The 14,324-nt window shown below is 74.0% G+C and carries 12 protein-coding genes; 9 read left to right on the top strand and 3 right to left on the bottom strand.

Features of this window, described 5'->3' with window-relative positions; all coding sequences use genetic code 11:
• Nucleotides 1–153 precede the first annotated feature (153 nt).
• The 3 genes from ACOQFB_RS00710 to ACOQFB_RS00700 are packed head-to-tail and all read left to right on the top strand — an operon-like array spanning nucleotide 154 to nucleotide 2,091.
• The gene (locus ACOQFB_RS00710) at nucleotides 154–489 is read left to right on the top strand and encodes an ArsR/SmtB family transcription factor (RefSeq protein ID WP_421609196.1); all 336 of its coding nucleotides are present in this window, start codon (nucleotides 154–156) and stop codon (nucleotides 487–489) included.
• Between the two features lie 4 nt (nucleotides 490–493).
• Nucleotides 494–1,639, top strand: coding sequence for an ACR3 family arsenite efflux transporter (arsB, locus tag ACOQFB_RS00705; RefSeq protein WP_059437047.1), 1,146 nt, complete (start codon nucleotides 494–496; stop codon nucleotides 1,637–1,639).
• Nucleotides 1,636–2,091 carry an arsenate reductase ArsC gene (locus tag ACOQFB_RS00700; protein ID WP_059437046.1) on the top strand — a complete coding sequence of 152 codons (456 nt, stop codon included), beginning with the start codon at nucleotides 1,636–1,638 and terminating at the stop codon, nucleotides 2,089–2,091. Before arsB ends, ACOQFB_RS00700 begins: the two co-directional genes overlap by 4 nt.
• A 36-nt stretch (nucleotides 2,092–2,127) precedes the next feature.
• Here ACOQFB_RS00700 and ACOQFB_RS00695 read toward each other — a convergent pair whose 3' ends face one another.
• A complete protein-coding gene (locus tag ACOQFB_RS00695; protein ID WP_421609195.1) occupies nucleotides 2,128–2,787 on the bottom strand; it encodes a dihydrofolate reductase family protein in 660 nt (219 codons plus the stop codon).
• A 279-nt stretch (nucleotides 2,788–3,066) separates the two neighbouring features.
• Here ACOQFB_RS00695 and ACOQFB_RS00690 point away from each other — a divergent pair, with 279 nt between their 5' ends.
• Nucleotides 3,067–4,044, top strand: a complete 978-nt coding sequence (locus tag ACOQFB_RS00690; protein WP_421609194.1) for an ATP-binding cassette domain-containing protein — start codon at nucleotides 3,067–3,069, stop codon at nucleotides 4,042–4,044.
• A complete protein-coding gene (locus ACOQFB_RS00685) occupies nucleotides 4,041–4,844 on the top strand; it encodes an ABC transporter permease (protein WP_421609193.1) in 804 nt (267 codons plus the stop codon). Before ACOQFB_RS00690 ends, ACOQFB_RS00685 begins: the two co-directional genes overlap by 4 nt.
• A gap of 182 nt (nucleotides 4,845–5,026) precedes the next feature.
• Here ACOQFB_RS00685 and ettA read toward each other — a convergent pair whose 3' ends face one another.
• Together ettA and ACOQFB_RS00675 are read right to left on the bottom strand one after the other, a co-directional pair.
• Nucleotides 5,027–6,691: an energy-dependent translational throttle protein EttA gene (gene ettA / locus ACOQFB_RS00680; protein ID WP_059437042.1), complete on the bottom strand. Its 1,665-nt coding sequence runs from the start codon at nucleotides 6,689–6,691 to the stop codon at nucleotides 5,027–5,029.
• 165 nt (nucleotides 6,692–6,856) lie between these two features.
• On the bottom strand, nucleotides 6,857–7,348 hold the full coding sequence (locus ACOQFB_RS00675) for a VOC family protein (RefSeq protein WP_059437041.1): 492 nt from the start codon (nucleotides 7,346–7,348) through the stop codon (nucleotides 6,857–6,859).
• A 292-nt stretch (nucleotides 7,349–7,640) separates the two neighbouring features.
• On the opposite strand from ACOQFB_RS00675, the gene ACOQFB_RS00670 reads away from it, so the two are divergent.
• Genes ACOQFB_RS00670 through ACOQFB_RS00655 form a run of 4 tightly spaced genes read left to right on the top strand, consistent with a single transcriptional unit; the run spans nucleotide 7,641 to nucleotide 14,292 of the window.
• Nucleotides 7,641–9,425: a DUF1302 domain-containing protein gene (locus ACOQFB_RS00670; RefSeq protein WP_421609192.1), complete on the top strand. Its 1,785-nt coding sequence runs from the start codon at nucleotides 7,641–7,643 to the stop codon at nucleotides 9,423–9,425.
• Between the two features lie 9 nt (nucleotides 9,426–9,434).
• Nucleotides 9,435–10,781: a DUF1329 domain-containing protein gene (locus ACOQFB_RS00665; protein WP_421609191.1), complete on the top strand. Its 1,347-nt coding sequence runs from the start codon at nucleotides 9,435–9,437 to the stop codon at nucleotides 10,779–10,781.
• A complete protein-coding gene (locus tag ACOQFB_RS00660) occupies nucleotides 10,781–11,851 on the top strand; it encodes a WD40/YVTN/BNR-like repeat-containing protein (RefSeq protein ID WP_421609190.1) in 1,071 nt (356 codons plus the stop codon). The genes ACOQFB_RS00665 and ACOQFB_RS00660 overlap by 1 nt, the downstream gene beginning before the upstream one ends.
• Entirely contained in the window at nucleotides 11,848–14,292 is a 2,445-nt protein-coding gene (locus tag ACOQFB_RS00655; protein WP_421609189.1) for an efflux RND transporter permease subunit, read from the top strand. The genes ACOQFB_RS00660 and ACOQFB_RS00655 overlap by 4 nt, the downstream gene beginning before the upstream one ends.
• Nucleotides 14,293–14,324 lie beyond the last annotated feature (32 nt).

Here is a 14,324-nt window from a genome sequence, read left to right as displayed (position 1 = left end):
CTCCTCGCGCGGCGCCACGCGCCGCGAACGGGCGGACCATGCCACCGGCGGACTGCTTGGTCAATCCGCCAAGTAGTCGTTCGACGCGCCGCTGCGGCCCCGCGCCGCACCCCGGCTTGACCGGCCGCAACTGCTTGACGATATTGCCAAGCAATGACCCGGCCGAGCAGCGTGCGGAAGGCGCGGACCCAGGTGCTGAAGGCGATGGCGCACCCGAGCCGTCTCCTCATCCTGGAGACGCTCGCGGAGGGCGAGCGCTGCGTCTGCGACCTGCAGAAGCTGGTCGGCTCCGACCTGTCCACCGTGTCGAAGCACCTGTCGCTCATGCGCCGCGCCGGGCTCCTCGAGGATCGCCGGCAGGGCCTGCAGGTCTTCTACCGGCTCCGGGTCCCGTGCGTCATGAGCTTCTTCGCGTGCGTGGACGCCGTGCGCGACGAGGGTCCGCCGGTCCAGCTGGTCGTGTCCCGCCGCCGTGCAGGGAGCCCGTAGCCCCATGTCCGAAGCGAACCTCGCCGCCCCGGCCCGCGCCGGCGTCGCCCGCCACCTCTCCTTCCTCGACCGCTACCTGACGCTCTGGATCTTCCTCGCCATGGGCGCGGGCGTGGCGCTCGGGTTCCTCGTTCCCGGCGTCGTGCCGATGCTCGACCGGATGTCGGTGGGGACGACCTCCATCCCGATCGCGATCGGGCTCATCCTGATGATGTACCCGCCGCTCGCGAAGGTCCGCTACGAGGAGCTCCCCCGGGTCTTCCGGAACGGCAAGGTGCTGGCGCTCTCGCTGGTGCAGAACTGGATCGTCGGCCCGATCCTGATGTTCGCCCTCGCGGTGATCTTCCTCCGCGATCGCCCGGAGTACATGGTCGGGCTCATCCTCATCGGCCTCGCGCGCTGCATCGCGATGGTGATCGTGTGGAACGACCTCGCGAAGGGCGACACCGAGTACTGCGCCGGCCTGGTCGCGTTCAACTCGATCTTCCAGGTGCTGTTCTTCTCGGTCTACGCCTGGATCTTCATCACGGTGCTGCCCGGCTGGCTCGGCGTGCGCGGCGCCGAGGTGCACATCACCATCGGCGAGATCGCCCGGAGCGTCTTCGTCTACCTCGGCATCCCGTTCATCGCCGGGATGGCGAGCCGCTTCGGGCTGCGGGCGCTGAAGGGCGAGGAGTGGTACCGCAGGGTCTTCATCCCGCGCATCTCGCCCATCACGCTCGTCGCCCTGCTCTTCACCATCGTGGTGATGTTCTCGCTGAAGGGCGAGACCATCGTGCAGGTGCCGCTCGACGTGGTGCGGATCGCCGTCCCGCTGCTCGTCTACTTCCTGCTCATGTTCTTCGTGTCCTTCTGGATGAGCCGGAAGGTGGGCGCGACCTACGGGCAGACCGCCACGCTCTCGTTCACCGCCGCCTCGAACAACTTCGAGCTCGCCATCGCCGTCGCGGTCGCCACCTTCGGCATGGCGCACGGCGCCGCCTTCGCCGCGGTGATCGGCCCCCTGGTCGAGGTCCCGGTGCTCATCGGTCTCGTGAACGTCGCGCTCCGGCTGCGCGATCGGTGGTTCCCCGGCGAGACCGGCGAGATCGCGAAGGTCGCGAACTGCGCGGTGACGGTCGAGCGGCCGACCGCCGGGCGGGCGCGGTGAGCGGCGGCTGGGAGGCCGACGCGGAGGCGCTGCACCGCGCCCGCCCGCGGCACGTGCTCTTCCTCTGCGTCGCGAACTCGGCGCGCAGCCAGATGGCCGAGGGGATCGCGCGCTCGCTCGCGCCGGCGACGGTGAAGATCTCCTCCGCGGGCTCCGCGCCGTCGAGCCTCAACCCGCTCGCCGTCCGCGCGCTGGACGAGATCGGCCTCGACATCCGCGGGCAGCGCTCGAAGCGCGTGGACGACGTGCCGGCCGGAGACGTGGACACGGTCATCACGCTCTGCGCCGAGGAGGTCTGCCCGGTCTTCCTCGGCCGGGCGCGGCGGATCCACTGGGGCCTGCCGGATCCGGCCGGCGCCGGGAGCACCGAGGCGGAGCGGCTCCAGGCCTTCCGCGAGGTCCGCGACGAGCTTCGCCGCCGCCTCTCCGCCGTCTTCCCGCCGGGCGCGTAGACGGCTCGGCCCACGGGTCGAGCGTCCTACGCCGACCTACCTGGTCAGCACCACGTGCAGCGCGTGCTCCGAGGCGACGTGCTCGGTGCAGCGGTACCCGAGCGCGGCCGTGTCGATGCCGGCGAGCAGGTGCTCGCCCCGGCCCAGCAGCACCGGCGAGATGGCGAGGTGGACCTCGTCGACGAGCCGGGCGGCGAGGTACTCGCGCACGGTGGCGACGCCACCGCCGAGCCGGACGTCCTTCCCGCCCGCGGCCTCCTTCGCCCGCTCGAGCGCGGCGTGGATGCCGTCGGTGACGAAGTGGAAGGTGGTCCCTCCCTGCATCTCGAGCGGCGGGCGCGCGTGGTGCGTCAGCACGAACACCGGCACGTGGTACACGGGGTTCTCGCCCCACCAGCCCTTCCAGCCGTCGTCGGGCCAGGGGCCGCGCGACGGGGCGAACATGTTGCGCCCGAGGATCCAGGCGCCGACGTTCTCGAAGCTGCGCGCGGCGAGGTCGTCGTCCACGCCCCGCCGGCCGGCCTCGCCGGGCGTCCCGGCGCCATCCCCGTGCATCCGCTGGAAGGTGCGGGTGTCGAGGACCCACCTGTGCAGCGCCATCCCGCCGACGCCGAGCGGGTTCTCCAGCGACTGGTCCGGGCCGGCGCCGTAGCCGTCGATGGAGATCGAGAACGCGTTCACGCGAAGCTTCGACATGCGGTGACTCCTCCTGTTGCGCGCCGGCGCCGCCGGCGCGATCTGCGCCTTCGGACGAGGACGCGGGAGCGGGACCGGAGGATACGGGGACGATCTGGTTCACACGGGTAGGGCGACCGCGCCCGGTCGGCACCGTCCGGATGGGGTGAGCGCGCCGATGCCGCGCGCCTGGCGCATCGGCGTGGCGGCGCGCGGGTGTGCCCGTCTATACCTACGGGCTACCTGCTCCCCGGGCGGAGTGCCCGCGCGTGCGGGTCGGAACCCGGGCCGCAGCCCACGATGACCACGAACGCGATCGAGACCGACGGGTTGGTGAAGCACTTCGGCGCGACGCACGCGCTGAACGGCGTGGACCTCGCCATCCGGCGCGGCTCCGTCTACGGGCTGCTGGGCCCGAACGGCGCGGGCAAGACGACGACCATCCGCATCCTCGCCACCCTGCTCCGGCCGACCGCCGGCCGCGCCATCGTGCTCGGCCACGACGCCGCCCGGGAGCCCGGTGCCGTCCGCAGCAAGGTGAGCCTGACCGGCCAGTTCGCCTCGGTGGACGAGGACCTCTCCGGCCAGGAGAACCTGGTGCTGGTGGGCCGCCTGCTGGGCCTCTCCTGGCGCGACGCGCGGCGCCGCGCCACGGAGCTGCTCGAGGCGTTCGGGCTCGACGAGGCGGCGGGCAGGCAGGTGCAGACCTACTCCGGCGGCGAGAGGCGGCGCATCGACATCGCCGCGAGCCTCGTGACCGTCCCGGAGATCCTGTTCCTCGACGAGCCCACCACCGGCCTCGACCCGCGCAGCCGCACGCAGGTGTGGGAGCTCGTCCGCCGCATCGCGGCCGCGGGCACCACGGTGCTCCTCACCACGCAGTACCTCGACGAGGCCGACCGGCTGGCGGAGCGCATGGCGGTCGTCGATCACGGCCGCGTCATCGCGGAGGGCACGAGCCGCGAGCTGAAGGCGTCGGTGGGCGCGAACGCGCTGCGGCTGCGCCTGGCCGACGCGGGCCAGCGCCTCGCCGCCCAGCAGGTGATCACCCGGGTGCTGGGCGACGGCGTCATGCCGGGGTCGGAGCCGGCGGAGGTCGCGGCGCGGCTCGAGGGGGCGGCGCAGGCGGGCGCGGTGCTCACGGCGCTGAGCGAGGGCGGCATCGAGGTCGCCGAGGTGACGGTCGGCAACCCGAGCCTGGACGAGGTGTTCCTGGCGCTCACCGGCCGGCCGGTCGAGGCGGTGGTGGGCGCGGACGGCGAGGAGGCGAGCCGATGAACGCGGTCCACGAGGCGCTCGCGATCCGCGCGCGGCCGCGCCCGGCCTCGGCCGCGTCGGCGGTGCTGACGCTGGCCTGGCGGGCGATGCTGAAGATCAAGCACGTCCCCTTCCAGCTCTTCGACGTGACCGTCACGCCGATCATGTTCACGCTGCTGTTCACGTTCATCTTCGGCGGCGCGCTCGCCGGGTCGCCGCGGCAGTACGTGCAGTACCTGGTCCCGGGCGTGCTGGTGCAGACGGTCCTGTTCATCACCGTCTACACGGGCGTGGGGCTCAACTCGGACATCCGCAAGGGCCTGTACGACCGGTTCCGCTCGCTGCCCATGTGGCAGCCGGCGCCGCTGCTGGGCGCGCTGGCGGGGGACGTGTTCCGCTACTCGGTGGCCGCCGCGGTGATCCTGGTGGTGGGGTTCATCCTCGGCTTCCGGCCGCAGGGCGGGGCGGCCGGCGTCCTCGCGGCGGTCGCGCTGGTGCTGGTGTTCAGCTTCGCGCTGTCCTGGCTCTGGATCGTGGTGGGCATGCTGGTGCGCACGCCCGAGTCGGTCATGACCACGAGCTTCGTGTTCCTGATGCCGCTCACGTTCGCGAGCGACATCTTCGTGGGCCTGGGCACGATGCCGAGCTGGCTCCAGGGCGTCGTCCGGCACAACCCGGTGACGCACCTCGCGAACGCGTCGCGCGACCTGATGCACGGGCGGCCGGCCGGGGCCGACGTGAGCTGGACGCTGCTGGCGTCGCTCGTGATCGTGGTCGCGGTCGCGCCGATCGCGATGCGGCTCTACCGCAAGGAGCGGTAGCTCCGGACTTCGCACCCGCTCGCCCCTCGACAGGCTCGGGGTGAGCGGGGCGGAAGCCCGCTCATGGTGAGCCGGACGGAAGCCCGCTCGTGGTGAGCCGGACGGAAGCCCGCTCGTGGTGAGCGGGACGGAAGCCCGCTCATGGTGAGCCCGTCGAACCATGAGCGGGTGGCCCGGGGCCGTCACCGCGCGATCGGCTTGTACCGGAGGCGCTTCGGCTTCGCGCCCTCCTCGCCCAGCCGGCGCCGCTTGTCGGCCTCGTACTCCTGGTAGTTCCCGGTGAAGAACGTCCACTGCGAGTCGCCCTCGGCCGCCAGGATGTGCGTGGCGATGCGGTCGAGGAACCAGCGGTCGTGCGAGATGACGAACACGCAGCCGGCGTACTCGAGCAGCGCGTCCTCGAGCGCCCGGAGCGTCTCGACGTCGAGGTCGTTCGACGGCTCGTCGAGCAGCAGCACGTTCGCCCCGGTCATGAGCGTCTTGGCGAGGTGGAGCCGGCCGCGCTCGCCGCCGGAGAGCGTGCCCACCACCTTCTGCTGGTCGGCGCCCTTGAAGTTGAAGCGCCCGATGTAGGCGCGGCTGGGCATCTCGAACTTGCCCACCTGGAGCTGGTCGCGGCCGCCGGAGATCTCCTCGAAGACGGTCTTGTCCGAGGACAGGTTCTCGCGGCTCTGGTCCACGAACGCGAGCTTCACGGAGGGGCCGAGCTCCACCGCGCCCGAGTCCGGCTGCTCCGCGCCGGTGATCATCTTGAACAGCGTGGACTTGCCCGCGCCGTTCGGGCCGATGATGCCGACGATGGCGCCCGGCGGGACGATGAACGAGAGCTTGTCCATCAGCAGCCGGTCGCCGAAGCCCTTCGAGACGTCCTTGAACTCGATCACCTTCTGGCCGAGCCGCTCGGCCACCGGGATGAAGATCTCCTGCGTCTCGTTGCGCTTCTGGTACTCGACGGTGGACATCTCCTCGAACCGCGACAGGCGCGCCTTGCTCTTCGCCTGCCGCGCCTTCGGGTTCTGGCGCACCCACTCCAGCTCCTGCTTCATCGCCTTGATGCGCGCGCTCTCCTGCTTCGCCTCGACCTCGAGCCGCTGCTCCTTCTGGTCGAGCCAGCTCGAGTAGTTGCCCTTCCACGGGATCCCGCGGCCGCGGTCCAGCTCCAGGATCCACTCGGCGGCGTTGTCGAGGAAGTAGCGGTCGTGCGTCACCGCCACCACCGTGCCCGGGAACCGGGTGAGGAACTGCTCCAGCCACTCGACCGACTCGGCGTCGAGGTGGTTGGTGGGCTCGTCGAGCAGCAGCATGTCGGGCTTCGAGAGCAGCAGCTTGCAGAGCGCCACCCGGCGCTTCTCGCCGCCGGAGAGGTGCTTGATGACCGCGTCCCAGGGCGGCAGCCGCAGCGCGTCGGCCGCGATCTCGAGCGCGTTGCCGGTGTCGGCGCCCGCGTTCGCGATGATGGCCTCGAGGCGCGCCTGCTCCTCGGCGAGCTTCTCCATGTCGGCGTCCGGCTCGCCGTAGGCGGCGTAGACCTCCTCCAGCCGCTTCTGCGCGTCCGCCACCTCGCCCTGCGCCGACTCGACCTCCTCGCGGACGGTGCGCTCGCCGTCCAGCTTCGGCTCCTGCGGGAGGTAGCCGATGCGGATGCCGGCCTGGCGGGTGACCTCGCCCTCGTACTCCTCGTCCACGCCGGCCATGATCCGGAGCACGGTGGACTTGCCGGCGCCGTTCAGGCCGAGCAGGCCGATCTTGGCGCCGTGGAAGAACGAGAGCGAGATGTCCTTGATGATCTGCCGCTTGGGCGGGACGATCTTGCTCACGCGGAGCATCGACATGACGTACGGGGGCATTTCGCGCGTTCTCTCGGGATGGGGGAAGGCGCGGGAATCTACCCGAAAACCTGCCCGCGCGCCGCGGGATGCGCTGCGCGGGTGCCGCGGGCCGGAGACGGCGAGAGGGCCGGCGGGGCGCGCTCGCCCCTGCCCGGCCCTCCGCACCCCCGGCGTCGCGCCCGGTCACGCGCCCGGGTGCTGCTGCTCCCACTGGCGCGCGAACTCGGCGCCGGCGCGCCGCATCTCCTCGTCGGTCATGTCCTTCACGTGCGTGGCGAAGGACCAGGAGTAGCCGAACGGATCGGTGATGCCGGCGCAGCGGTCGCCCCAGAACATGTCGGCCGGCTCCATCGTGGACCTCGCGCCGGCCTGGGTGGCGCGGCGGTGGGCGGCGTCGCAGTCCTCGGCCCGGATCCAGAAGGTGGTGGGCGCGGGGTGCTCCGCGGTCGGCGCCGCCGCGCCCATCCCGGGCATCTCGTCGTTCAGGTAGAAGACCGAGTCGCCGATCCGGAGCTCGGCGTGCCAGATCTGCTTCCCGTCCGGCGAGGGCATGCGCCGCAGCTCCTGGGCGCCGAGCGCCTTCTTGTAGAACTCGATCGCCTTCGCGCAGTCGCGCAGCACCAGGCTCGGCGTGAGCGTGCGCGGTCCCTGGGGCATGGGCTTCGTGGTCGCCATGGCGGTTTCCTCTCGAGCACTGCGGGTTCCCGTGCCTTGTAAGGCGGCGCCCGGGCCGCGATCGAGCCCGACATGGGCACGAGGCCGGGGCATACGCGGAGCGAATGGGCCGTAAGCGCCGGTTCGGGCGCAGGGCCCTCCACGCGCCCGCCGGGTCGCCCCCTCCGGCGGAGCGCCGCGCGCCACCGTGCCGCGCGTCCGATTGGCGCACCGGATTGCACGCGCCGTCTACGCCGGATCAATTCCCCCGAGCGGAGCGAGCGCTACGGTGCTCGCCCAGGGGGAGATCACCATGGCTCGTCGGCTCGTCGCCCTGGGCGCCGTCCGTTCGCCGTGCTGGAGCCTCGTCGCCGCCGCGCTCGCGCTGCTCGGCCCGCCCGCCCGCGCGACCGCGACGGACCTGGACCTCGGGGTCCCCGACCTCGAGCTCCGCCTCGACACCACGCTCCGCTACAACCTCGGCCTGCGCACGGACGCCGTGAGCCGCCGGCTCGGCGACAACCCCGCCTTCACCGCGGGCGAGAACAGCGTCTCGCAGGGCGACCTCACCACCAACCGGCTCGACGTGCTCGCCGAGCTCGACGCCTCCTGGCGGCGCCGCCTCGGCGTCCGCGCCAGCGCGGCCGGCTGGTACGACCAGGCCTACGCGCACGAGCGCGCGACGCGCAGCCCGCGGGTGGTGGCGCAGGGGATCCCCGGCTCGTACCTGGACGACGAGTTCACCGAGGTGGTGCGCCGCCGCTACCACGGCCCGTGGGGCGAGCTGCTCGACGCGTTCGCGTTCGCGCAGCTCCGCGCCGGCGGCGTCCCGGTGTCGGTGAAGGCGGGCCGGCACACCGTCTACTGGGGCGAGTCGCTCATGCAGGCGGGGCTCACGCACTCGGTGGCCTACGCGCAGATGCCGCTCGATCTGCAGAAGGCGTTCGCGAACCCCGGGGCCGAGCCGAAGGAGCTGTTCCGCCCGCTCGCCAGCGTCTCCGCGCAGGCCCAGCTCGCCCCCACGCTCTCGCTCGCCGCGCAGGTGTTCCTGGAGTGGCAGCCGTTCCTCTACCCGGAGGGCGGCACGTTCCTCGGCGCCTCCGACGCGACCTACGACGGGCCGGACGGCCTGTACCGCAACGGCGCGTACATGGTGAACGGCGGCGTGAACTGGCCGCGGCAGGCGGGCGACGCCGGGGTGGCGCTGCGCTGGGCGCCGTCCTGGCTCGACGGCACGCTCGGGCTCTACTACCGGCGCTTCACCGACAAGTTCGCCGCGGTGCTGCTCACCCGGAACCCGGGCGCGCAGGGGCCGCTCAGCCCCGAGCTCCCGTCGCCGTTCCGCTACCAGCAGTACTACGGCGCCGACGTGGACCTCGTGGGCGCGAGCCTCGCGAAGCAGCTGCTCGGGGTCAGCGTGGGCGCGGAGGTCTCGTGGCGCCACCGCATGCCGCTCGTGGCGCAGTCCCCGGCGTTCGCGGTCGCCCCGGCGCCGCCGCTCGAGGGCGCGATGTTCCCGCACGGCCTGCCGCGCAAGATCGGCAGCTCCTACCAGGCCCGCGGGGACACGCTGCACGGGCTCGTCAACCTGCTGGGCGTCGTGCCCGGCGGCCGGGCCTTCTCCAGCGCCGCGTGGGCGCTCGAGCTCACCTTCAGCCGCCGGCTGACCGTCACCGACAACGAGGACCTGTTCTACGGCGAGGGCTACGGCGTGTGCCGGCCGGATCCGGTGCTGGTCCAGAACGGCCTCGCCCGCACCCGCGACGACGGCTGCGCCACCCGCGGCCACCTGGGCCTGGGCGCGAGCCTCACGCCCACCTGGTACCGAGTGGCCTCGGGCGCCGACCTGTACGTGCCGGTGACGGTCTCGTGGACGGTCCGCGGCAACTCGCCGGTGGGCCAGGGCGGGAACCAGGCCTCCGGGAGCTGGACCGCGGGCGCCGGCCTCGACCTGCGGAGCCGCTACCGCGTGGAGCTGCGCTACGCCGACTGGTTCGGCAAGACGAACGGCGGCGCCACCATCACCACGGCGAACGGGCTGCCCGCGCTCCTGAAGAGCCGCGGGAACGTGACGCTCACCGCGAAGACCACGTTCTAGGAGGATGCCATGACCTTGCGTGAACGGGTGTGCGCGGCGCTGCTGGCGGCGGTGCTCCCCGCGGCCACCCCGGCGCTCTCGCCGGAGGAGGCCCGGCAGCTCGGGACGGCGCTCACCGCGCTCGGCGCGGAGCGGGCGGGCAGCGCCGACGGCGCCATCCCGCCGTACACCGGCGGCCTCACCACGCCGCCGCCCGGCTTCGTCCCGGGCAGCGGCAGCCGCCCGGATCCCTTCGCGGCGGAGCGCCCGCGCTTCTCCATCGACGCCGCGAGCGCGGCCCGCCACGCCGACCGGCTCTCCGAGGGCGCGAAGGCGCTCCTGGCGCGCTACCCGGGCTTCCGGATGGACGTCTACCCCACCCACCGCACCGCCGCGTTCCCGGCGTTCGTCACCGAGCAGACCGTGCGCGCCGCCACCTCGGCCCACACGACCCACGGCGGCCTCTCGGTCGCCGGCGTCCGCGCGGCCTACCCGTTCCCCATCCCGAAGACCGGCAACGAGGCGATGTGGAACCACCTGGTGCGGTTCAACGGGCTCTGCCTCCACAAGCGGATCTCCGCCTACCGCATGGAGGCGTCGGGCCGGCTCACGCACGCCAGCACCGCGCGCGTGATCGAGGACTACCCGTACTGGGCCGAGCAGACGCAGTCACCCAACGTGTACTTCCGGTTCCGCATCCAGTACGAGGCGCCCGCGCGCCGCGCCGGCGAGGGCTTCATCCTGGTGGACCCGATCGACTACCTGGAGCGGGGCCGCCGCTCCTGGCAGTACCTTCCCGGCCAGCGCCGGGTGCGGCTCGCGCCCGACCTCGCCTACGACACCCCCAACGCCGCCACCTCCGGCGCGCAGACCTTCGACGACGCGCTGCTGTTCAACGGCGCCATGGACCGCTTCGACTTCACGCTGGTCGGGAAGAAGGAGATCTACGTCCCGTACAACGTGTACCGGGCCGCCTACCAGGCGCGGCCGGAGGAGCTGTTCCGCAAGCACTTCGTGAACCCGGAGCTGTTCCGCTGGGAGCTGCACCGGGTGTGGGTGGTGGACGCGCGGCTCAAGCCCGGCAAGCGCCACGTCTACTCGCGGCGCGTCTTCTACCTCGACGAGGACACCTGGGCGATCCTGACCAGCGACCAGTACGACGCTCGGGGGCAGCTCTGGCGCGTGGGGATCGCGTTCATGGCGCCGAGCTACGACGTGCCGGCCATGTGGGCCGACGCGTTCCTGCACTACGACCTCGCCACCGGCGGCTACGGCATCAACAGCTGGCCCGGCAAGGACGGCTGGATCCGCACCGGCGCCTGCCCGGGCGACGCCGAGTGGTCGGCGGACGCGCTCGCGGGATCGGGCCTGCGCTGATGCGCGGCCGGGCCCACGTCGCGGCGCTGGGCCTGCTCCTCGCGGCGGCCCCCGCCGGCGCGGCGGGGTTCGTGGACCCGCTCGACCTGCCCGCGGGCCCGAGCGCGCTCGCGGCGCGGCGGCCGCTGCTCTCGGTGGCGCGCGCGGGCGCGCGCCTGGTGGCGGTGGGCGAGCGCGGGCTGGCGGTCTACTCCGACGACGGCGGCGCGCGCTGGACGCAGGCGGCGGTGCCGGTGAGCGAGGACCTCACCGCGGTGCGCTTCGCCTCGCCGCGGCTCGGGTGGGCGGTGGGCCACGGCGGCGTGGTGCTCGCGACCGAGGACGGCGGCGCGCGCTGGGAGCGCCGGCTCGACGGGCGCGGCCTGGCGCAGCTGCTGGACCGGTGGGCGCAGGGAGGCGCCGGGCGCGTCGCGCCGGCCGCGCTCGCCCAGGCGCGCGACCTGGCGGCGCGCGGCCCCGACCAGCCGCTCCTCGACGTGTGGATGGACGCCGCCGGCCGCGAGGGCTTCGCGGTGGGCGCGTTCGGCCTCGCGCTCGCCACCGGCGACGGCGGACGGAGCTGGACGCCTTGCCTCGACCGGCTCGACAACCCGCGCGCGCTCCACCTGCACGCGCTCCTCGAGGCGCGCGGCGCGCTCTACCTCGCCGGCGAGCAGGGCCTGCTCCTGCGGCTCGACCGCGCCGCCGGGCGCTTCCGGGCGGTGCCCATCCCGTACGGCGGCAGCCTGTTCGGCCTGGCGACCGACGGACGCGCGCTGCTCGCGTTCGGGCTGCGCGGGACCGTGCTGCGCAGCGTGGACGGCGGGCCCTGGCAGGCGGTCGAGGCCGGCCTCGAGGCGACGCTCACCGGCGGCGCGGCGCTGCCCGACGGGAGGTTCGCCCTCGCCGCCGTGTCCGGGGAGCTGCTCGTGTCCGGGGACGGCGGCGCCACGTTCGAGCGCGTGTCGGCCCGCGGCGCGGTCCTCGCGCCCGCGTTCGCGGTCGCGCCGGCGGGCGACGGCGCGCTGGCGGTGGCCGGCGCGGAGGGCGTGCGGGTGGTGGCGCTGCCGCGCCCGCGCGAGGCGCCGTGAGGCGGCCGGCGGCGCGCGAGCCCGGGCCCACCGGCCCGGAGGGCGCCGGCCCCGGCGCGGCGGTGCAGGCGCCGCCGCACGCCTCGCCCGAACCGTTCGACCCCGCCGACGGCAGCTGGCTCGAGCGGCTCGTGTTCGGCCACCGCGCCGCGCTGGTGGTCGCCGCGGCGCTGGTGACGGTCGCGCTCGGGACCGCGGCCGCGACCCGCCACGTGGTGAGCGCCGACCTGGACCGGATCACGCCCGGCTCGCACCCGTTCGTGCAGGCCTCCCGCGCCCGCGCCGACCGGCTGCGCGGCCTCGGCAACAACCTCCTCGTGGTGGTGGAGAACGCCCGCGGCGACGTCTGGGACGCGGCCTACCTCGAGGCGCTCCGCGACGCGAGCGACACCCTGTTCCTGATGCCGGGGGTGGATCGCCCCTGGGTGAAGTCGCTCTGGACGCCGTCGGTCCGGTGGACCGAGGTGACCGAGGAGGGCTTCCGGGGCGGCCCGGTGATGCCGGACCCGGCCGACGGCTCGCCCGAGGCCATCGCGGCGCTGCGGCGGAACGTCCGGCGGGCCGGGCTCGCCGGCACGCTGGTCGCGCTCGACGAGCGGTCCAGCGCGGTGCAGGTGCCGCTGCTCGACCGCGACCCGGTCACCGGCGCCGGGCTCGACTACCGCGCGCTCTCGGCGGAGCTGGAGGCGCTGCGGCTGCGCCTCGAGGGGCCGGCGGGCGACGGGCCGGTGCGCGTGCGCATCGTCGGGTTCGCGAAGCGGGTGGGCGCGATCCTGGACGGCACGCTCGCGGTCGGCGCCTGGTTCGGCGTGGCCGCCGCCATCGCCGCCGCCATCCTGTGGCTCTCCTCGCGCTGCGTCCGGAGCACCGCGCTCGTGCTGGCCTGCTCGGGCGTGGCGCTGGTGTGGCAGCTCGGCATCGTCTCGCTGCTGGGCGTGCCGCTCGACCCGTTCTCGGTGCTGGTGCCGTTCCTCATCTTCGCGATGGGCGTGTCGCACGGCACGCAGAAGATGAACGGCGTGCTGCAGGACGTGGGGCGCGGCGCGGACCGGCGGCTCGCCGCCCGCCGGACCTTCCGCCGGCTGTTCCTGGCCGGGTTGACCGCGCTCCTCACCGACGCGGTCGGGTTCTCGGTGCTGGCGCTGGTGGACGTCCCCGCCATCCGCCAGCTCGCCCTCACCGCCACCGTGGGCGTCGGCGTGCTCATCGTCACGAACCTCGTGCTCCTGCCGGTGCTGCTCTCGTACACCGGCGTGAGCGGCGCGGCCGCGCTGCGCAGCCTGCGCGGCGAGGCGGGCGGCGCGGGCCCCGGGGGCGCGTGGCGGCTGGTGGACCGCTTCACCGAGCCGCGCTGGGCGGCGGGGATCCTGGCGGTGAGCGCCGTGCTGGTGGCCGTCGGGCTCGCCGCCGGGCGCGGCGTGCCGGTCGGCTCGACCCAGCCCGGCGCGCCGGAGCTGCGCGCCGACGCCCGCTACAACCGGGACGACGCCTACATCGCGGCCCACTACGGCGCGTCGAGCGACGTGTTCGCGGTGATGGTGGAGACGCCGCCGGAGGGCTGCACCTCCTGGGAGACGCTCGTCGAGGCCGACCGCCTCGGCTGGGCGCTGCGGCAGGTCCCGGGCGTGCAGGCCACCGCCTCGCTCGCCGACGCGGTCCGGCAGATCACGGCGGGATCGTTCGAGGGGAGCCCGAAGTGGCTGACGCTCTCGCGCGACCCGCGCATCCTGGGCGGCGCGGCCGAGGCCGCGGGGACGCGCAACCCCGACCTGTTCGACCCGGAGTGCACCGTGATGCCGGTGCTGGCGTACCTCTCCGACCACCGCGCCGACACGCTCGACCGCGTGGTGGCGGCCGCGGACGCGTTCGCGCGCGACCACGCCGCGCCGGGCCGCGCCTTCCTGCTCGCGGCCGGGAACGCGGGCGTGGAGGCCGCCACCAACCTGGCGGTCCGCGAGGCGCAGCCGCGCATGACCGCCTGCGTGTTCGCGGCGGTGGTGGCGCTCTGCCTGCTCGTGTTCCGGAGCTGGCGGGCGGTGGTCGTGACGGTGGTGCCGCTCGCCACCACCGCGGTGCTGTGCCAGGCGGTGATGGCGTGGCTGGGCATCGGCATGACCATCGCCACGCTCCCGGTCATCGCGCTCGGCGTGGGCATCCCGGACTTCGCGCTCTACCTGCTCTCGGTGCAGCTCGCGCACCAGCGCGCGGGCGCGCCGCTCGGCGAGGCGCACCGGCGCGCGCTGCGCTTCACCGGGCGGCCGGTGGTGCTGGTGGCGGTGACGCTCGCGGCGGGGGTGGTCACGTGGGCGTTCTCGCCGCTCCGCCTCCAGGCCGACATGGGCGTCCTGCTCACCTTCATGTTCCTCGGGAACATGGTCGCCGCGGTGGCGCTGGTGCCGGCGCTCTCCCGGCTGCTGCTCCGCGAGGTCCCCGCCCGATGACCGCCGCCCCTCCCCCCGCGCCCGATCCGCGT

This window comes from Anaeromyxobacter sp. Red801 (assembly GCF_049201065.2).
Lineage (GTDB): Bacteria > Myxococcota > Myxococcia > Myxococcales > Anaeromyxobacteraceae > Anaeromyxobacter.
This window is presented reverse-complemented; position numbering and strand designations above follow the sequence as displayed.

What these genes read in the sequence shown, in the direction of transcription:
- ACOQFB_RS00690 (WP_421609194.1), top strand. Translation starts at nt 3,067, where the DNA reads ATGACCACGAACGCGATCGAGACCGACGGGTTGGTGAAGCACTTCGGC.
- ACOQFB_RS00660 (WP_421609190.1), top strand. Translation starts at nt 10,781, where the DNA reads ATGCGCGGCCGGGCCCACGTCGCGGCGCTGGGCCTGCTCCTCGCGGCG.
- ACOQFB_RS00685 (WP_421609193.1), top strand. Translation starts at nt 4,041, where the DNA reads ATGAACGCGGTCCACGAGGCGCTCGCGATCCGCGCGCGGCCGCGCCCG.
- ACOQFB_RS00665 (WP_421609191.1), top strand. Translation starts at nt 9,435, where the DNA reads ATGACCTTGCGTGAACGGGTGTGCGCGGCGCTGCTGGCGGCGGTGCTC.
- arsB (WP_059437047.1), top strand. Translation starts at nt 494, where the DNA reads ATGTCCGAAGCGAACCTCGCCGCCCCGGCCCGCGCCGGCGTCGCCCGC.
- ACOQFB_RS00670 (WP_421609192.1), top strand. Translation starts at nt 7,641, where the DNA reads ATGGCTCGTCGGCTCGTCGCCCTGGGCGCCGTCCGTTCGCCGTGCTGG.
- ettA (WP_059437042.1), bottom strand. Translation starts at nt 6,691, where the DNA reads ATGCCCCCGTACGTCATGTCGATGCTCCGCGTGAGCAAGATCGTCCCG.
- ACOQFB_RS00710 (WP_421609196.1), top strand. Translation starts at nt 154, where the DNA reads ATGACCCGGCCGAGCAGCGTGCGGAAGGCGCGGACCCAGGTGCTGAAG.
- ACOQFB_RS00675 (WP_059437041.1), bottom strand. Translation starts at nt 7,348, where the DNA reads ATGGCGACCACGAAGCCCATGCCCCAGGGACCGCGCACGCTCACGCCG.
- ACOQFB_RS00695 (WP_421609195.1), bottom strand. Translation starts at nt 2,787, where the DNA reads ATGTCGAAGCTTCGCGTGAACGCGTTCTCGATCTCCATCGACGGCTAC.